Source organism: Phyllobacterium sp. RCAM01083 (assembly GCF_055685835.1).
Window position 1 is genome coordinate 233,383 of the sequence record NZ_JBVFZN010000004.1, and the last position, 19,079, is coordinate 252,461.

At 58.3% G+C, this 19,079-nt stretch carries 18 protein-coding genes; 7 read left to right on the forward strand and 11 right to left on the reverse strand.

What is annotated here, in order from left to right:
• Window positions 1–8: 8 nt before the first annotated feature.
• From ACZ25R_RS05185 to ACZ25R_RS05205, 5 genes are all read left to right on the forward strand, one after another.
• Window positions 9–1,007: an ABC transporter ATP-binding protein gene (locus ACZ25R_RS05185; RefSeq protein ID WP_223614297.1), complete on the forward strand. Its 999-nt coding sequence runs from the start codon at window positions 9–11 to the stop codon at window positions 1,005–1,007.
• Window positions 1,007–1,960: an ABC transporter permease gene (locus ACZ25R_RS05190; RefSeq protein ID WP_472460289.1), complete on the forward strand. Its 954-nt coding sequence runs from the start codon at window positions 1,007–1,009 to the stop codon at window positions 1,958–1,960. Before ACZ25R_RS05185 ends, ACZ25R_RS05190 begins: the two co-directional genes overlap by 1 nt.
• Window positions 1,950–2,765, forward strand: a complete 816-nt coding sequence (locus tag ACZ25R_RS05195) for an ABC transporter permease (RefSeq protein ID WP_464663796.1) — start codon at window positions 1,950–1,952, stop codon at window positions 2,763–2,765. The genes ACZ25R_RS05190 and ACZ25R_RS05195 overlap by 11 nt, the downstream gene beginning before the upstream one ends.
• 25 nt (window positions 2,766–2,790) lie before the next feature.
• Window positions 2,791–4,218: a gamma-aminobutyraldehyde dehydrogenase gene (locus tag ACZ25R_RS05200; RefSeq protein WP_472460290.1), complete on the forward strand. Its 1,428-nt coding sequence runs from the start codon at window positions 2,791–2,793 to the stop codon at window positions 4,216–4,218.
• Between the two features lie 132 nt (window positions 4,219–4,350).
• A complete protein-coding gene (locus tag ACZ25R_RS05205; protein ID WP_472460291.1) occupies window positions 4,351–4,770 on the forward strand; it encodes a GNAT family N-acetyltransferase in 420 nt (139 codons plus the stop codon).
• Between the two features lie 72 nt (window positions 4,771–4,842).
• Here the strand turns inward: ACZ25R_RS05205 and ACZ25R_RS05210 are convergent, their stop codons facing one another.
• The 9 genes from ACZ25R_RS05210 to murA form a co-directional block, all read right to left on the reverse strand.
• On the reverse strand, window positions 4,843–5,958 hold the full coding sequence (locus ACZ25R_RS05210; RefSeq protein WP_472460292.1) for an anhydro-N-acetylmuramic acid kinase: 1,116 nt from the start codon (window positions 5,956–5,958) through the stop codon (window positions 4,843–4,845).
• A gap of 10 nt (window positions 5,959–5,968) precedes the next feature.
• On the reverse strand, window positions 5,969–7,006 hold the full coding sequence (locus ACZ25R_RS05215; RefSeq protein WP_472460293.1) for a serine hydrolase domain-containing protein: 1,038 nt from the start codon (window positions 7,004–7,006) through the stop codon (window positions 5,969–5,971).
• 3 nt (window positions 7,007–7,009) lie between these two features.
• Window positions 7,010–8,782, reverse strand: coding sequence for an ABC transporter ATP-binding protein (locus ACZ25R_RS05220; protein WP_472460294.1), 1,773 nt, complete (start codon window positions 8,780–8,782; stop codon window positions 7,010–7,012).
• A complete protein-coding gene (locus tag ACZ25R_RS05225) occupies window positions 8,779–9,618 on the reverse strand; it encodes an ABC transporter permease (protein ID WP_464663786.1) in 840 nt (279 codons plus the stop codon). Before ACZ25R_RS05225 ends, ACZ25R_RS05220 begins: the two co-directional genes overlap by 4 nt.
• Window positions 9,618–10,577: an ABC transporter permease gene (locus ACZ25R_RS05230; protein WP_472460295.1), complete on the reverse strand. Its 960-nt coding sequence runs from the start codon at window positions 10,575–10,577 to the stop codon at window positions 9,618–9,620. Before ACZ25R_RS05230 ends, ACZ25R_RS05225 begins: the two co-directional genes overlap by 1 nt.
• 45 nt (window positions 10,578–10,622) lie before the next feature.
• Complete coding sequence (locus ACZ25R_RS05235; protein ID WP_472460296.1) at window positions 10,623–12,146, reverse strand: ABC transporter substrate-binding protein; 1,524 nt, start codon at window positions 12,144–12,146, stop codon at window positions 10,623–10,625.
• An 81-nt stretch (window positions 12,147–12,227) separates the two neighbouring features.
• Window positions 12,228–13,151, reverse strand: coding sequence for an N-acetylmuramic acid 6-phosphate etherase (gene murQ / locus ACZ25R_RS05240; protein WP_472460297.1), 924 nt, complete (start codon window positions 13,149–13,151; stop codon window positions 12,228–12,230).
• A 339-nt stretch (window positions 13,152–13,490) separates the two neighbouring features.
• Complete coding sequence (locus tag ACZ25R_RS05245; protein ID WP_472460298.1) at window positions 13,491–14,372, reverse strand: glucosamine kinase nucleotide-binding domain-containing protein; 882 nt, start codon at window positions 14,370–14,372, stop codon at window positions 13,491–13,493.
• Complete coding sequence (murA, locus tag ACZ25R_RS05250) at window positions 14,369–15,625, reverse strand: UDP-N-acetylglucosamine 1-carboxyvinyltransferase (RefSeq protein ID WP_472460299.1); 1,257 nt, start codon at window positions 15,623–15,625, stop codon at window positions 14,369–14,371. Before murA ends, ACZ25R_RS05245 begins: the two co-directional genes overlap by 4 nt.
• A gap of 346 nt (window positions 15,626–15,971) precedes the next feature.
• On the opposite strand from murA, the gene ACZ25R_RS05255 reads away from it, so the two are divergent.
• Complete coding sequence (locus ACZ25R_RS05255) at window positions 15,972–16,829, forward strand: MurR/RpiR family transcriptional regulator (protein ID WP_288191445.1); 858 nt, start codon at window positions 15,972–15,974, stop codon at window positions 16,827–16,829.
• A 46-nt stretch (window positions 16,830–16,875) separates the two neighbouring features.
• Here ACZ25R_RS05255 and ACZ25R_RS05260 read toward each other — a convergent pair whose 3' ends face one another.
• Window positions 16,876–17,619, reverse strand: a complete 744-nt coding sequence (locus ACZ25R_RS05260; RefSeq protein ID WP_472460300.1) for an aspartate/glutamate racemase family protein — start codon at window positions 17,617–17,619, stop codon at window positions 16,876–16,878.
• 22 nt (window positions 17,620–17,641) lie between these two features.
• Window positions 17,642–18,271: a flavin reductase family protein gene (locus ACZ25R_RS05265; protein WP_288191449.1), complete on the reverse strand. Its 630-nt coding sequence runs from the start codon at window positions 18,269–18,271 to the stop codon at window positions 17,642–17,644.
• Window positions 18,272–18,396: 125 nt separating this feature from the next.
• Between ACZ25R_RS05265 and ACZ25R_RS05270 the strand changes: the two genes are divergently transcribed.
• Window positions 18,397–19,074 carry a GntR family transcriptional regulator gene (locus tag ACZ25R_RS05270; RefSeq protein ID WP_223614320.1) on the forward strand — a complete coding sequence of 226 codons (678 nt, stop codon included), beginning with the start codon at window positions 18,397–18,399 and terminating at the stop codon, window positions 19,072–19,074.
• The last annotated feature ends 5 nt before the right edge of the window (window positions 19,075–19,079 follow it).

Consider the following 19,079-nt stretch of genomic DNA (forward strand, 5'->3'; position numbering starts at 1 on the left):
AGTGAGACATGACAGCTGCTGTCCTGTTTGAAAACGTATCGCGCCATTTCGGAGCGGTTCGCGCCGTCGATGCGGTTGATCTTGCCGTTGCCGAAGGGGAATTCTTTGCCATGCTTGGCCCCTCCGGCTCGGGCAAGACCACCTGCCTGCGCCTGATGGCGGGGTTCGAACAGCCAACCGGCGGCCATATCGAGATTTTCGGCGAGACGGCGGAGGGCGTGCCGCCGTACCGGCGCAACGTCAACACGGTGTTTCAGGATTATGCATTGTTTCCGCATCTGAGTATCCTCGACAATGTCGCCTACGGCCTAATGGTCAAGGGCGTGGCGCGGGAAGAACGGCGCAAGGCTGCGGAAGATGCGCTTGCGATGGTCAAGCTGCCTGGGTACGGCACGCGGCGGCCCGGTCAGCTTTCCGGCGGCCAGCGCCAGCGCGTTGCGCTTGCGCGCGCCCTCGTCAACAAGCCTAAAGTCCTTCTGCTGGACGAGCCATTGGGTGCGCTTGATCTCAAGCTGCGTGAACAGATGCAGGAGGAATTGAAGACCCTGCAGAAATCGCTCGGCATCACCTTTGTCTTTGTCACCCATGATCAAGGCGAAGCCCTGTCCATGGCCGACCGCATCGCCGTGTTCAACGAAGGCAGGATCCAGCAACTTGGTACGCCGGAAGATGTCTACAAGCGGCCGAAGACGCGGTTTGTCGCCGATTTCGTCGGCTCGTCCAATATTCTGCAACCGGAATTTGTCACCCAGCTCGGCGCTGGCCGGCAACTCGCCAGCCTGCGTCCCGAAGCCATCGAGCTTACCGGCAAGAAAGACGGCCAGCTTTCGCTGTCCGGCATCGTTCTGTCACGCAGCTTCCTTGGTGCATCGAACCGTATCACCGTCGATGTCAGCGGGACCAAACTTCATGTGACCAGCCCGGCGGCAAGTCCTGTTCCGGAAGAAGGCAGCAAGGTCACATTGAGTTTTGCCCCGGCCGATCTTCATCTCATGGAGGCGGTGTGATGAGCGCCATCACCAGCGAACAGGCCATATCAACGCAAAGGTCCGGTCTCGCCGGTCGCATATCGGATTTCTTCTGGAAACATCCGCATGTTTTCCTGGCAGTGATGCTGGCTCCGCCGCTGCTGTGGCTCGGCATCATCTATTTGGGTTCGTTGCTCGCGCTCCTGTTGCAGAGCTTCTTTTCCATCGATGATTATTCGGGCCTGGTGAATTACGAGTTCACGCTTGCCACCTACGGGCAGCTGCTGAACGAAACCAATCTCGACATCATCATCCGCACCGTGTGCATGGCGGCGATCGTGACCCTGTTTTCCGCACTGATCGCCTTTCCGATCGCCTACTATGCGGCGCGCTATGCCAGGGGAAAATGGAAGGCGCTGTTCTATCTCGGGGTAATGCTGCCGCTGTGGTCGAGCTATCTCGTCAAGATTTACGCGTGGAAATTGATCCTTGCCAAGGAAGGTATTCTGACCTGGCTCTTGACCAAGCTGAACCTGCTCTGGCTGCTGGATGCGTGGCTGTCACTTCCGGTGATCGGCGGCAATTCCCTCTCGGTCAGCTATACCGGCACCTTCATCGTGTTTGTCTATGTCTGGATGCCCTTCATGATCCTGCCGATCCAGGCGTCGCTGGAACGCGTACCGGTCAATCTGATCGAGGCCTCCTCCGATCTTGGCAGCACCCCCCAGCAGACATTCCGCCACGTGCTGTTTCCGCTGGCTCTGCCCGGCATCGTTGCCGGATCGATCTTCACCTTTTCGCTGACGCTGGGTGACTACATCATTCCGCAGATCATCGGCTCATCGCGTCTGTTCATCGGCCAGGCCGTCTATGCGCAGCAGGGCACGGCGGGCAACATCCCGCTTGCTGCCGCTTTCACCGTCGTGCCCATCGTCATCATGGGGCTCTATCTCTGGGCCGCCCGCAGAATGGGAGCTTTCGATGCGCTCTGATCGTTCCGCCTCGGCTCCGCTGGCCTTGAAGATTGCCGCCGCCGGCGGGCTGCTCTTCCTGCATCTGCCGATCCTGCTGATTTTCCTCTATGCCTTCACCACGGAAGAAAAGAGTTACCAATTCCCGCCGCCCGGCCTGACACTGCAATGGTTCGCGGTGACCTGGAACCGGCCGGATGTGTGGCAGGCGCTGAGCCTCTCGGTCCGGGTCGCCTCGATCGCCACGGCCATCGCATTGCTGCTTGGCACGCTCTGCGCCGCCGCTGTCAGCCAGACCCGGTTCTTCGGGCGCGAGACGATTTCACTGCTGGTCATCCTGCCGATTGCCCTGCCCGGCATCATCACCGGCATTGCTCTGCGGTCAGCCTTCAGCATGGCGGACATTCCCTTCTCGATCTGGACCATCGTGCTTGGTCACGCCACGTTCTGCGTCGTGGTTGTCTATAACAATGCGGTCGCCCGCTTCCGCCGTGTTTCGGGTTCACTGGTCGAAGCGTCGATGGATCTCGGGGCCAACGGCTTCCAGACATTTCGGTATGTCATCCTGCCGAATATCAGCACGGCGCTGCTGGCAGGCGGCATGCTCGCCTTTGCCCTGTCCTTCGACGAAGTCATCGTCACCACATTCACCGGCGGCCAGCAATCCACCCTGCCGATCTGGATGCTGCAGGAACTCATCCGCCCGCGCCAGCGGCCCGTCACCAACGTGGTCGCGATGGTCGTGGTGCTGGTGACATTCCTGCCGATCCTTGCCGCCTATTACCTTACACGCGACGGCGATCAGATCGCTGGTTCCGGCAAATAATGCAAAGACTATGGGAGAACGACACATGGATACGCAACTGCTGATCGGGTCGACATTCGTCGCCGGAACCGAGGCCGAGGAACATATCCTCAATCCGAAGACCGGCACGACAATCATTGATCTTGCCGAAGCCTCCCACAGTCAGATCGATGCAGCCGTCGACGCGGCCGAACGGGCCTTTGCGACGTGGTCGCTGACGACGCCTGCCGAGCGCTCCGGTTATCTCCTGCGGATTGCCGATGCCATTGAAAAACAGGCGGATGATTTCGCCACGCTTGAAGCGCTCAACTGCGGCAAGCCGATCAATGCCGTGCGCAATGACGAACTTCCCGCCATCATCGATTGCTGGCGGTTCTTTGCCGGAGCCATCCGTTCCATGCATGCGCCCGTCGCGGGCGAATATCTGCCCGGCCACACCTCAATGGTTCGCCGCGATGCCGTCGGCATTGTCGGATCGATTGCGCCGTGGAATTACCCGCTGATGATGATGGCGTGGAAACTTGCGCCTGCCATTGCAGGTGGCAATACGGTGGTGTTCAAGCCGTCCGAACAAACACCGCTGACAGCGCTGAAAATGGCGCGGCTTCTGGCGGATATTCTCCCCGAAGGAGTGGTCAACGTCATTCTTGGCCGCGGCGACACGGTCGGCAACGCGCTGATCAACCACCCCAAGATTGGCATGGTGTCCATCACCGGCGATATCGCCACGGGCAAGAAGGTGCTGCAGGCCGCCGCCAAGACGGTCAAGCGGACTCATCTGGAACTGGGCGGCAAGGCGCCTGTCATCGTCTATGACGATGCGGACCTTGACGCGGTGGTCAACGGTATCCGTACCTTCGGTTATTACAATGCCGGCCAGGATTGTACGGCCGCCTGCCGCATCTATGCGCAGGATGGCATCTACGAGAAACTGGTGGCTGACCTCACCTCGGCCGTTTCCACCATCCGCTTCAACGACGCCGACGATACGGTCAACGAGATCGGGCCACTTATCTCCAGCCGCCAGCGCGATCGTGTGGCGAGTTTTGTCGAGCGCGCAACGGAACAGAAGCACATCGAGATCACCACTGGCGGCCATGCGGGCAGCGCCAATGGCTTCTTCTTTCAGCCCACCGTCGTTGCCGGTGCGACGCAGGAGGACGAGATTGTCCGCCGCGAGGTGTTCGGTCCGGTGGTTTCCGTGACGCGTTTCCGTGCCGATGATGAGGCGGTAAGATGGGCCAATGACAGCGATTACGGCCTCGCCTCTTCGGTCTGGACGAAAGATATTTCCAAGGCGATGAGAACCGCATCGCGGCTGCAATATGGCTGCACCTGGATCAACACCCACTTCATGCTGACCAACGAAATGCCGCATGGCGGCGTGAAGCAGTCAGGCTATGGCAAGGATATGTCGATCTACGCATTGGAGGATTATACGGCCGTTCGCCATATCATGATCAACCACGGCTGAAGGCCGCATTGGGCAAAGTGGGATCAGCATCAACGCTCTTTGCAGAAAGGAATAAAATATCCATAAAACATTGAAATCGGGAATTTATTATTCTAGCCTGATTTTACTGACCTGACTTATCCATACGGTAGAATGAACATCCATCTCGAAGTCACAGAAGCCCCCTCACCAACCGATCTCAAATTCCTGGGAGATCAGCTGACGGCATTCAATGATGGCGACGTAGGGCCGAGCCAAAGAGTGGCCCTTGCGGTCTTTGTGCGCGATGAAGCGGATAGGGTTGTCGGTGGAATATCGGGCTACACCGCGTGGGGATGGCTCTACATTCAATGGTTGTGGGTGGATGAGAGTTTTCGCGGACAGCACATGGCAGGCAGAATGTTGGATGCCGCAGAACAGGAAGCCGCGGCACGCGGATGCCATGGCGCATATATTGATACGTTCAATCCAAGAGCCGCGAAGACCTACCAGAAGCAGGGATACCAGACCTTTGCTACCCTGCCCGATTTTCCGATGGGGCGTGACCGCATCTTCCTGCAGAAACGGCTCTGACTAGTGGTCCGATTCTGACATTCGCATGCTGCGCGTCATGTCAAATGGGATGCGAATGTCAAATTCGTTCCACTAGCCTGCAATGCGTCCGCCGCGCGTGGGCTCGCGAACGCCTGTTGTCGTCGGAAAACTGATCGGCAGGTTCCTGAGAACACGCACCGCAAGAAAACCAAAGCATTCCGCCTCGACCGCGTCCCCGCGCAAACCCAAGGTTTCGGCGGACAGGACCTCGACGTCGCCGCGCGCTGAAAGCATGGCCATGATCGCCGGATTGCGGCGGCCGCCTCCGCAAACCACCAGCCTGCTGGGCCGCTGCGGCAAAAGATCGAGCGCTTTCCCGACGGCAGATGCGGTAAATGCCGACAGAAGGGCAGCCCCATCCCGTGCATTGAGGCCATCGGCCATTTCCGCACCGAAATCGAAGCGGTCCAATGATTTTGGATAAGGTGCTGCCAGATAAGGATGCTGCAGGAGCTTGGAGAGGCGTTCTTCATCAACCGTTCCGACCAAAGCCAGGGCGCCGTCCCGATCCATTTCGCCCAGCCCTTTCGACTTGACGAAATCGTTGAGTGGCGCGTTGGCAGGCCCGGTATCGAACGCGACAAAGCCACCATCGCCATCCCACCAGGTAATGTTCGCAACACCGCCCAGGTTCAGCATGGCGGTGTCCTTTCCCACTCCGGCAGCCTGCAGCAGTGCAGCATGATACGCGGCCGACAAAGGAGCACCCTGCCCGCCCAAGCGCATATCAGCCGAGCGAAAATCATAGGCGACCTTCGTTCCAAGAATGGCGCTCATCAGTTCGCCATCGCCGAGCTGGCGGGTCGCACCAAGACGGCCGCCCTGGGGAGCGCGGTGCAGAACGGTCTGGCCGTGAAAACCGACGATGCCGATGTCGGCCATTGTCAGGCCGGCACCGTTGACCAGGTCCTGGGCTGCCGCGGATTGCGCGCGCGTCAGTGCCTCTTCGGCTTGCCGGAAGATCACCGGTTCGGGACCGTTGAAATTCCAGACACGGGCCTGGTTCAACGTCTCCTCCAATAGGCTTCGAACGGATGCGTCGTAGGGGGTCAGCGCGTAAGCGCCGAACGCCTCTATGCGTTCGCCGTCTGTTTTGATCAGGGCAACGTCAATGTTGCCGTCAAGTACAGTACCGGTCATCAGGCCAACGGCCCACATTGGTTCCATGGTTGAATTCCTACTGTCCGTTGACGAGATTGCCGACTTCCTGCCGAAGCAACGTTATTCCACTGTCGAAATGGCGTGTCGGATGAATGCGATTGGTGAGCAGTGTCCAGGCCCTGCCCTTGTCGAAATCAATCCACAGGCCAGTACCTGTAAAGCCCGTGTGACCGATCGTGTTCGCAGAACACAATCCTCCGCCTGACCAGTCCTCATAGGGCCGCTCCCACCCATGGGTGCGTTTGGCGGACAGAGGTTTCTTCATGAGCGCAATCGCATGCTCGGACGCTCCTGTTCCATCCAGCAGACCTTGCGCGAAATCCAGAACGGAATGGGCCGTTCCGAACAGCCCGGCATGACCGGCTCCCTGCAAGGCAGCGCAGTTGTCGTCATGCACCTCGCCCGACAGCACCCGGTGCCGCCAGGTGCAGTCCTCGGTGGCCGCCGCAGCATCAGATGCAGCAGAGAACGCAAAGCCTGCTCCTGGGTCCATGTCACGGATGGAGCACTTGGATAGGCGCTCCAGCACAAAACCCAGAAGAATGAAATTGATATCGGAATAGACCGGTTCCCCGGCCTGCCATTCACGCTGCAGGATGAAACTGCGCAGCAAATCCGGATCGCGGCCATAGGTGTATATCGGGGCAACGGCCGGCAAGGGCGTCTGATGGCCGAGACATTGCCTAAAGGTGATTTTCCGCTCCCAGGCGGTTGCGTCATATTGGCGTAGATCCGGCAGCACGGAGATGAGCGGTGCGTCGAGATCAATGACGCCCGCTTCCGCCAAAGCAAGGATACGCGGTGTCGTAAAGATGACCTTGGTCAGCGATGCAAGGTCGAACCACGTGTCGATCCGCATCGGCCTGATATTCGGAATGAGTTGAGCTGAGCCAATCGCCTGGATGATCCGGCGCTGGTCCCGATCAACGATGCCGAACACGCCCCCGGGGATGCGGCCGGTTGCTACGGCATTGGCAAGTGGTGCAAAAGCGCGATTGAACAACCGGGAAAGCGCGGCATTGGCGAACTGTTCCGAACGATCAGATGCACTCATGATCTATCCCGCCATTTGCGAATATGATGGAGCTTCGGTACGTGCCTTGTGATCGGCACCAAAATGCGTCCAGTCGGCCGGGGCGGGTTCAAAACCTGGCTGGCGCACCAGGGACGGAACCTGCCGCGTATCCAGTTCAAAGTGCTCCTTGCGGCGGCTAACCGTCGGAACGGCGGCAATGAGCCTTTGCGTATAGGAATGCTGCGGATTTGCCAGCACCGCTGCAGCACGACCGATTTCAACAATCTGTCCGGCATACATGACGGCAATCCTGTGGGCGATCCGCTCGACAACGGCCATGTCATGCGAGATGAACAGATAAGCCAGATTGAATTCCCGTTGCAGGTCGACAAGCAAATCCAATACCTTGGCCTGCACGGACACATCCAATGCCGAAACCGCTTCATCCAGAACCACAACGGAAGGGTTCAGCATCAGCGCCCGGGCAATGCACAAGCGCTGGCGTTGACCGCCGGAAAATTCATGCGGATAGCGGTCAAGGCTGTTGGACGGCAGGCCGACGCGCTCGATCAGCATGGACATTCTCTCGCGCGTCTGGACATCGAGCCGCCCGCCTGCAGCAATCACCGGCTCCGCAAGAATGCTCGCAATGGAGAGCCGCGGATTGAGCGAAGCATAGGGGTTCTGGAAAACCATCTGCACCGGCCGCTGGCTTTGCCGCGCGGAGGCTTCCTGCCTGACGGCAGAAAAGGTGCCGCGCGTAGATTTTGTCAGACCCAGAATGGCCCGCGCCGTTGTCGATTTCCCCGAGCCGCTTTCACCGACAATCGCCAGTGTTTCCCCTGGCATCAGGTCAAAATCCACGCCCTCCACCGCGTGAACCGCACCGGCGGGACGGCGAAAAATGCCTGTCGTAACCGGAAACCGCACCGTAAGCCCGTCAACCCTGAGAGCCGGATCGACCGATGCCTCGCTGTTGCGTTTGCCGTCGGTACGCGCTGCCTGCCCGCTGGCGAAATGCGGGACGGCATGCAGGAGATGTTGCGTATAGGGATGTTGCGGGTGATCGAGTATCTGGTTCAACTCCCCTTGTTCCATCGCCTGCCCGTTCTGCATCACCATGACCCTGTCGGCAATTCCCGCGACCAGGCCGATGTCATGCGTGATGAAAATCATCGACATCCCGGTTTCCCGCTTCAATTCTGCGAGAAGCGCCATGATCTGTGCCTGCACGGTGACGTCCAATGCCGTGGTGGGCTCATCGGCAATCAGCAGACGGGAGTTGCACGCCAAAGCCGTTGCTATCATGACGCGCTGGAGCATACCGCCCGATAGCTGGTTCGGATAATAGTTCAAGCGCCGTAGAGCGTCGGGAATCCGCACGCGATCGAGCGCGTCCTTGGCAGCCGCACGCGCCTGCTTTCCGGTCAGACCCCGATGGAGCCGAAAGGATTCTTCAATCTGCGTGCCTATGGAAAGCACGGGATTGAGCGATGTCATCGGCTCCTGAAAAATCATGCCGATTTCAGCGCCGCGCACTTTTGTCAGTTGCGGTTCCGTCGCGGCCGTCAGGTCCAGAATGCTGTTATCGGCCCGTTTCAGCTTTATGGAACCGGAGACGATGCGGCCTCCGCCAAAATCAACGAGCCGATTGATCGAGAGCGCCGTGACGGATTTTCCGGAGCCGCTTTCACCGACGATCGCCAGCGTTTCACCCGCCGCCAGATCAAAGCTTATGCCGCGCACAACCTGATTAACCTCGGGATCGTGGCCGAAGCCGACGCGCAGATCAAAGACAGAGAGCAGCGGGCTCATGGGTTTGACCTCCGCATTCTCGGATCAAGGATATCGCGCAGCGCATCACCGAGCAGGTTGAAACCAAGGATGCTCACCATGATTGCAAGGCCGGGGAAGACCAGCAGCCATGGGGCGGTTTCCATCAGATTGCGGCTGTCGCTCAGCATCAGACCGAGCGAAGATGCGGGCGGCTGTGTGCCAAGACCAAGGAAACTGAGGCCCGCTTCCGTCAGGAGAGCCCATGCCAGCGCCAGGGTGATCTGAACCGTCAGCGGCGCCACCAGATTGAGCAGGAGATGCCGCGTCAAGATATATGTGCGGCTGCTGCCGAACGTGCGCGCCGCGTCAACGAAATCGCGTGCCTTCAGTGACAGCGCCGGCCCGCGCACGACACGGGTGAATATGGGCGTGTAGACAATCCCGATCGCCACAACGCTGGTCCAGGTTCCCGGCCCGACAATTGCCACGACCAAAAGGGCGAGAAGAATGGCTGGAAATGCCAGCAACACATCCATCAGGCGCATGATAATGCCATCCAGCCGATGGCCGAACCATGCCGCGGCCAGGCCAAGGACAGTTCCCGCAAGCGATGCAAAGGCAACCGACAGGAAGGCCACCGTAAAGGACTGCCCTACCCCACGCATGAGACGGCTGGTGACATCGCGGCCGAACAGGTCGGTGCCCATCCAATAGGTGATGGTGGGAGAGTGCAGGCGGTCCAGACGGTTCTGCATCAACGGGTCATGCGGTGTGAAACCCATAAGGCCGAGCAAGGCGATCACGAGGTAGAGCAGGACGATGGCCCCGCCAATTCTGCCACTTGTATGTCCAAAAATCGCGCGGAGGATGCGCATCAGCGTTCTCCCAAACGAATACGGGGATCGAGCGCCGAATAAGCGAGGTCGACCAGAAGATTGACGACCATGAAGTTGAAGGCAATGAACAGCACGCTTCCCTGCAACAGGGCATAATCCCGCTGCAAGATCGCATCGAGAACCACGCGCCCCAATCCCGGCAGCGCATAGATCTTCTCGACGAGAACGGCACCGCCCAGCAGATAACCGAATTCCATACCGCTGAGAGTGACGACCGGGATGAGTGCATTCGGCAGCGCATGCCGCCAGATGACACTGCGCGCCGACGCCCCCTTGCTGCGTGCGGTCCTCACATAATCATCGCTCAGGACATCGAGCATGGCCGAACGGGATATGCGGGTGACGGAAGCGGCAAATGCCAATCCAAGCGTGATGGCCGGAAAGATCAATTGGCTGAGGTTACGCAGCGGGTCCTTCCAGAAGGGCGAAAACTCTCCCATCGTCGGCAGCGCGCCGAAGCCGACGGACAGCATGTAGATAATCAGGAGGCCGACAACGAAGCTCGGCGTTGATTGGCCAATCATGGCAAAGATGCGCACTGTCAGGTCGGATGGCTTGCCATTATGGGTTGCGGCGAACACCCCTGCCGGAAGACCGATGGCAAGCGCGATGATCATGGAAAGAAAGGCCAATTCCAAAGTCAGGGGAAAGCGATCAAATATTACGTCGAGCACCGGTTTTCCGTAGACGACCGAGATACCCAGATCGCCGCGGAAAAGCCCGAGCAGCCAGTGCCAGTATTGAACGAGCCAATTCTGGTCGAGGCCGAAATAGGCCGTCAACGCCAAGCGCTGCTGCGGCGTCAACAGCCCGGCCTCTGTCCCCAGCATCGCCGTGATGGCATCGCCGGGAACGAGACGGATTGCAACGAATACAAGTATTGAGACGCCGATCAAAACCAGCGGAAACGTCACCAGACGCCGTGTAACATAACCCATCCAGAAACGTCTCCGGGTAAGAAGTGATCGGCAATCCCAGCCCAGCTATTGCTGGACGGTCACCTTACTGAGACCGAAAAGCGAACCGATGGGCGTTGCAGTGAAGCCCTGGACACTCTTTTGCTGTGCCGTATAGCTGTAGGAGGTATAGAGCCAGATCCAGGGAGACATCTCTGCGAGATGTTTTTCGAAATCACTGAAAATGACCTTGCGCGCTGCGGGATCGGTCTCGGCGCGGCCCTTCTGCATGAGGCTGTCCAGGGTATCGTCAATGTAATTTGCAACCTTTTGCAGGTTTCCGGTCTTGGTCCAGTACCGGCTATACATCGAATAGGGATCCGCACTGCCGCCATTCAGGGCAACAGCCATGTCGAAATCGCCTTTCAGCCATGTATCGACATAGACGTTCAGTTCCATGACCTTGATATCGAGTTTGACGCCGATTTCGGCCAGTTGGGATTGGATGACCTGAGCCTCTGCGGCGGCTGTTGGCGGTTCGCCGGTTGCCGCGATGACCGTGGCCGAGAATCCCTTCGCATATCCCGCATCGGCCATGAGTTTCTTGGCCTTTTCGACATCCCGCTTGTAACAGAACAGGCTGTTGGGATCGGTTGCAAAGGATGGTGTCGTTATCGGGCCTGTCACCTTGCCTTCTCCCAGGGAAGCCGTATCGAGAACCTCCTTCCGATCGATGGCGCAGGAAATAGCCTGCCGTACCGCAAGCTCGGTCATTGGCTTGCGCGACGGATTAAGCTGCAGCACGTGATAGGCAAGCACAGGCGCACGGTTCAGGATCAGTCGCTCTTCCCGTGGAATAAGTGTTGCAATCAGAGGGTCGTTCAGCAACGCAAAATCGACCTGGCCGGTGCGCATGGCCGCCAGGATCGCAGTTTCGTCGGGAAGAACACTGATATTGATGCCCTCGACACCTGTTGCACCTCCGGCCCACGCCTTGTTGGCAACCAGTATCTCGCGGGAATTCGGATCCCACTTCTCAAGCTTGAAAGGCCCCGAGCCTACAGGCGTTGTGCTGATCGCTCCTTTTTCAATTTCACGCGCGGAAATGATCGCCGCGTTCAGATTTGTCATCGCCGTCAGAAGCGGCACATCCGGCTGGGACAGATGAAAAACTACCGTGTGAGGGTCAACGGCTTCGATATTGGCAATCGACAGGAAGTTGGCCCGCGCCACCGCACCGGTCGCCTCGTTGAGTATACGCTCAAATGACGCCTTCACATCCGCTGAGGTGACCGGGTCCCCATTCTGGAATTTTGCATTCGGGTTGAGTTTGAAGGTCAATTCCGTACCATTGGACGAAAACTGCCAGGAATCGGCAACAGCCGGAACAATCTGCAGATTGGCATCCAGACGCACGAGCGGCTCATAAATGAGCTCAAGCAGCCTTATGGAAGAGAATGCGGTCTGCTTGTGCGGATCGAGACCCGTCGCGTCCTGCGACCAGGCCATGCGCAGCGTTGCCGCACTTGCTGGCGAACCCACCATCACCACGCCAAGGGCTGCAGCTATTGCAAGACAAGAAACCAGTTTCGCTGTTGAACGCCTTTTCATTTTTCTTTTTCCCTCTGGAGCTATTTTGAGCGGCCTTGTGGACGCTTGATTCGTTTTACTTCCTGCTAAACCGGCATGGTCTTACAACGGCTTTGCATTTATCGCCTTTCGCAGAAAACCTCCTGCATCTTTTAGCGCCACCCGCGCTTTTTCCACGTCCATTCCCGTTTTGACCATCAATATCGCCAGCTTCACATCATTGCTTGTCTGATCGAGAGCTTGGCGCGCCTGCTCAGTGGTACAACCGGTTGCCTGCATGACAATACGCGACGCCCTGGCCACGAGTTTTTTGTTGCTCGCGTGCACGTCCACCATGAGATTCTGATAGCTCTTACCGATCCGTATCATACTGGCCGTCGTCAGCATGTTGAGAATGAGCTTTTGTGCTGTGCCCGATTTCAACCGGGTTGACCCGGTAAGAACCTCCGGACCGACAACGGGAGAAATCGCGATATCGGCAATTCCGGCAATGATTGAATCCGGGTTGCAGGACAAGGCAATGGTCGAAGCCCCCACCTGTTTGGCGTAATTCAGCCCGCCGATCACGTAGGGCGTGCGTCCGCTGACTGCGATACCCACAACCACATCCTGTGCCGTCAGTCCAATGTCCCGCAGCGCTTGTTCCCCCTTGTGCGGATCGTCCTCAGCGCCTTCTATGGCCCTGACCATCGCCTCGGGACCGCCCGCAATCAGCCCTACCACCACGCCTTCGGGTACGCCGAAGGTTGGCGGACATTCCGAAGCATCCAGAACCCCCAAACGGCCGCTGGTTCCCGCTCCCATATAGATCAGCCTCCCCCCGGCTTGGAACGCAGTGACGACCCGGTCAACCGCCGTAGAGATGTGTGGAATAACCTTCTCGACAGCCGATGGCACGCCTTTGTCTTCATCATTGATCTTCTGCAAAATATCGGCAGTCGGCAGAAGATCGATCTGCATGGTCTGCGGATTTCTGCCCTCGGAGACCAGTTTTTCCAACTCGGATATCAACGCTTGCTCAGTCATCGGCCAACTTTCGGGAGAACTGCTTCTAATGAAAATGCGATACCGGCGAAAAGCGATGAGATCGCATCTCACCGGGGTCGTCCGCGCATTGCATGAATTGTCTATTCCGCATCCGGAATGCGGCCGCTCGCTCCCTGCTGCAACAGTTCTCATTCTTTTTATGTTAACTTTTTATGATTTATTATTCCTTATGTCAATATAAATTTGGAATTATATATTCCTAACCAGATGCATTTATCCCTCGGCTGAAACTGGCAGTTCACTTGCCCTCCGCAAACGGACGGCCGTGATTGAGCGCCGCTTACCGACAATGATGATGGGCAGTCGTTATCTGAAGTCTCAGCACGATTTTCTCGCCAGAATGATCGCACCTGAAACCGCATCACCGTCGGCTGGTTTCAGGCAGCGGCGAATGTCGGGAGCCAGCCAAGGCTCCAGCGGCGTCGACAGCCCTCCAAGAAGCGTAACGCGGGGCGCACCTTTTTCGATCAGCGCGCGGACGATGGAGTCAATCTGTTCGGCCGCTCCCTGAACCAGACGCCGCCCAACCATGTCACCCTGATCAGCATGGCGCATCACCATGGGCGCAAGGACGGCATAATCGGTCGCTGTCGCCCGATCCATCCACGCAACCACCTCCACAGGGTCGTTCTGGAACCGCTGCATCACTTCGCCCAGCAATGCACTCTGTTCGTGGCGGCCATCGAAAGCCCGCAACGCGAGTTGAACGGCCTTCAATCCGAGATCCGCACCACTGCCTTCATCAGATATTGGAAAGCCATAACCGCCAACCCGCAGATCGCGCCCTTCGGCAAAACCGAGGCCGATGGAACCCGTTCCGGCAATGACGATCGCGCCATCCGCGCCGGAGTGAGCTCCCAGACAGGCAGCAACGCCATCGCTCGTGAAAGCGATGCTGGCAAAAGGATGAGGGATAGCCCGAAGCGCCTCAAGCGCGCCCTTCCGGCCGATGCCGGCAAGACCGATACCGGCATGTATGCGCGCGGTTTCCCGCTCCGTGAAACCGGCTTCCGCTATTGCCGAGGTAAAGGCACTGGAAACGGAAGCCCAGGCCGCGTCCACGCCAAGACGGGTTGTCGCAGGTCCGGAGAGCCCTTGGCCGAGGACCGCACCAAAGCCGTCTTCAATGCGGGCGCGGCAGCCCGTGCCGCCACCATCGACGCCAAGAAAAAACGGCTTCTCATGCATGGCGTCGCTCATGAGCTGATCCGCTCGATATCCGCGCCGCAGAGCCGAAGCTTGCGATCCAGTTGCTCATAGCCGCGATCAAGGTGATACACCCGGTTGATGATCGTCTCACCTTCGCAAACGAGCCCCGCCAGAACGAGCGAGACGGAAGCCCGCAAATCCGTCGCCATGACCTGCGCACCATGCAGCGGTTCCCCGCCGCGCACCAGCGCGGTGGTTCCCTGCAGCGTTATGTTCGCCCCCAGACGCATGAGCTCCGGGACGTGCATGAAGCGGTTTTCGAATATGGTTTCGCGCAGCAGCGATGCGCCCTGGCTCTGGCACGTCAATGCCATGAACTGGGCCTGGAGATCCGTGGGGAACCCCGGATAGGGCTCCGTGGTGATGTCCACGGCCTTCAGCGGCCCCTCCCGAGACACAATCAGGCCCCGGTCGCTGGGCCAGACGCTGACACCTGCCGCTTCAAGCGCCTGCACGACGGAAGCCAGATGCTCCAGACGGGCATGGGTCAGCTCGAGCTGGCCGCCGGTGATGGCCGCAGCGATTGCATAGGTGCCGGCCTCTATCCGGTCAGGGATGATAGCATGCCGGGCGGAGCGCCACGTCGTATCGCCTTCCACAAGGATGCGATGCGTCCCGGCCCCTTCAATGCGGGCTCCCATCGCATTGAGGCAGGCAGCGAGGTCAACCACTTCCGGTTCGCGTGCAGCATTGAGGATTTCCGTTTCACCTTTTGCTGTCGTGGCCGCCATCATGGCCGTTTCGGTCGCCCCCACAGAGGGAGAGCTGAGAACAATACGGGTTCCCCGCAGCGAACCTTGCGCAGATGCAACGATGACGCCGTTCTCGATGGCAATATCGGCCCCAAGCGCGGCAAGTGCACTGACATGCATGTTGACGGGCCGGGCACCAATTGCACACCCGCCCGGCAGCGAAACCCTGGCATGCCCGAAGCGCGCGAGCAGCGGCCCAAGAACCAGTATGGTCGCACGCATTCGCCTGACAGTGTCATAGGATGTTTCCTTCGACACAACGGCGCTTGTATCGATGGTTGCCGCATGCGGCGACCGGTCAATGCGCGCGCCGTGGAGCTGCACCACGCCCAGCATGTTCTCGACATCGTTGACAGCCGGCAGATTGGTCAGTTCCAGCGGATAGGGACTCAGCAGCGCAGCGGCGATTTGCGGGAGTGCCGCATTTTTCGCGCCGGAAATCGTCACCGCGCCTTCCAGCCTGTTTCCCCCGATGATCCGTAATCTATCCATGATAACCACTGCCTGATCTGAGGAGCATGAAAACAGGGTGGGTTTCGTTCGACACCCTCTTCACCCGCAGGCTGCGTCCGGTATAGACGGTGCAACCATCATGGCGATGCACAAAAACTAATTGATCATTCCACGGTGTCAATTGATTTAGGAATATATTATTCTACGTCAGATTGTTTTGGGCGTGGTGCTTTTATCGGGAACGCTTCTGACGCCATTGCGAGGAGTAGCCAGTGCTTTGAATTGACGGTAGGTATGTCATTTCGGCGAGCTTGAAGGCTCCGATTATTCCATAGGTCCGCGCTTTGGCGCGAGCAGCCTGAACTGCCAACGCGCAAAGGAACGCATGTCTATACTGCAGAAAATCAATGCACAGTTGGACTCCATGGCGCCTGCCGATCGCCAGATCGGGCAGTTCATCATCGACAATCCGGATCAGATGCTGCGGCTGTCATCGGCTGCTCTGGCCGTGGAGACGGGCCGGAGCCAGTCCAGTGTGGTGAAGTTCAGCCAGAAGCTCGGCTACGCCGGCTATATGGAGCTGAAGCTCGCTGTCAGCGAAGCCAAGGCACAGGAATGGACAGCTCCGGCGGGAATGATCCACGGCACGATCGAAATAGGCGACAGCTATCTCGTGATCCTGCAGAAACTGATCGGCAGCAAACAATTGTCGATGCAGCAGACGGTTGCCGTCAACAATGAAAAAGACATTGGCATCGCTTTGGAAATCCTGCGCAAGGCCCGGCGCATTCATATGGCAGGCGTCGGCGCATCGTCGCTGGTAGCACGGGATTTTGCCTATAAGCTGATGAAGCTTGGGCGCAATGTGCTGCACGACAGTGATAGCCATGTCCAGATGGCCAACGCATCCACGCTTGGAGCTGATGACGTCTTGTTCGCCCTCTCCTATTCGGGCGACAGTATCGAGACGTTGCGCATTGCCGAACTTGCCAGCCAGCGCGGCGCGACCGTCATTGCCGTGACCGGGTTGAAGGACAATCCATTGAGCCGCGTGGCGGACATCCGGCTTTACACCTTTGCCGATGAAGAACGCGTTCGCTCTTCATCCATCACCGCAAGAGATGCGCAACTGACGCTGACCGACCTGTTGTTCATCCTGCTTATTCAGGGGCAACCGGATGCCCATGAATATATTCACAACAGCGAAGTTGCAGTCTCCGTTCTGAAGGCTGAACACCTCTAGAAACCCGGGCCGGCAACCCATACCGGCCGCTACCTTGACGGGTTGATCACGCCAAATTGCCCACCTGCTCCACGTTCGATGCGGGGGACGGCGATTTGATCCGGGGGAAATCATAGCCATTCACCTTGGATGTCTTGTATCCGGCCCCGACCAGCGCTTCGGCAACCTTGACGGCCGCCGTGACGCCGTCAATGACGGGAATACCGGTCGCGGCACTGAGCCGGTCGCACAATAAGGACATGCCCGCACAACCAAGAACGATCGCTTCCGCGCGGTCTTCCAGTTTCGCCTTGCCGATTTCAAGCACGAGAAGACGCTCTGCCTCGACCGGGTCTTCATCCAGTCCCAGCACCGGCAGATTGATGGCGCGCACGTTGCGGCAATGATGGTTCGCGCCGTAAGCGCTGACCAGATCTTCGATGATCGGAATGGATCGGGGCAATGTCGTGATCACCGTGAAGCGCCGGCTGATCGTCATCGCGACCTGTATGGCGGCCTGGCAGATGCCGATCACGGGGCCGCGTGCAATCTCGCGTGCCGCATGCAGGCCGGGATCATCGAAGCAGGCAATGACATAGGCATCCACGCCTTGCGCCTGCCCTTTACGTATTTCGGAAAGCATGGCCGGAACAGCCATGGCCTCGTCGGCCCCGCCCTCGATGCTCACCGGCGTATCCACAGGGTTGACCGCGGTGACGCGCGTTGTCGGATAGGCCACCCGGACGGCACTTTCCAGAACCTGGGAAGTCATGGACGTAGTGGAGTTTGGATTGATGAGAAGAATATGCACGGTCGAGTTCCTTCAGCGCCACTTAATCGCGGCGGGATTTGGTAAAATCGGCAATTGGCGGAGGCGCCAGAACGAACTGTCGATCGGATGTGATGTAATTATCGGCGTGGAGACGGGCGATGGGCTGATAAACGTCCGGATTGACGTAGCGCCCCTCCGCGTCAAGGCAATCGCGGCGCACATGCATGTGGACGACTTCGCCAAGGACAAGCACCCGCTTCGGAAATTCGATCAGGCGCTCGACGCGGCATTCCAGGGCACAGGGAGCCGTGGCAGCATACGTCGCATCGATTTGATTGCATGCGGCTGCCTCAAGACCGGCCATCTCCAGTTCATCGACCTCGCTGTCGAAACCCAGCCCGCAAATGAGCATCTGCTGCGCCATGCTCATATCCACCATGTTGACGGCAAATTCACCCGTACGGCGGATATTGGCGATCGTGTCTTTCTCTTCCCCCGACGGCCGCGGTTGTACACCGAGGATCAGGATCGGCGGATCATGCGAGAACACGTTGAAGAAGCTCATGGGCGCCGCATTGCTGTGGCCGGCGCTTGAACGGGTCGTTACCAGGGCGATCGGCCGCGGGCCGATAAAATTCGTCAGCAGACGATATCGGCTCTCCGGTTCAAGCTCTGTAAAATCAAACTGCATGCCGACTCTCCCGTTTCGCTATATAGTATACAATTATTGGCATTATTGTCTACAATCATGCAGACAAAACGAGTTGACATTTTCCATTTGATCGCGATTGTCTGTCACAATCGGGAGACAGGTACATGACTGAACAAGCAGGGGCTTCAACACAGCAGATTGTTGAACGGGTATGGCTTTCCATTGCCGAGCGCAGGCTTCGGCCCGGCGTGCAACTCAAGGAAGGGCAACTGGCAGCGATCTTCGACGTCAGTCGTGCCCGCATCCGCCAGGCATTGGTCGCACTTGAACGGGATGGGCTCGTCACGATCATCCCGAACCGCGGCGCATTTGTCTGCCAACCTTCGGTGGATGAAGCACGGGATGTCTTCTTTGTCCGCCGTGCGGTCGAACGCTGCATTGTCGAGCGGCTTTGCAAATCAATCTCCAAGGTAAATGTCACGCGGCTGCGAACCCATGTTTCCAAGGAACGAACCGCAAATGCACAGGATAGCACGACCGATATCATCAAGCTGTCAGGCGGCTTCCATCTCTTGCTTGCAGAGGTCGCGAACTCGGACTTTCTTTTCGCCACGATGCGCGATCTGATCGCAAGAAGTTCCCTCATCACTGCGGTCTACCGCAACACCAATCGCTTCAACTGCGGGCCGGACGAACATGCCGAAATTGTGGACGCAATCGCAAATGGCGATCTTTCCAAGGCAACGGGGCTCATGGAACACCACCTTGAACATGTGGAGGCCGAGCTCGATCTGAGCGAAATCCGTGATCTTCCGCACGATTTGCGTTCCGCGCTGGCCTGAACCGC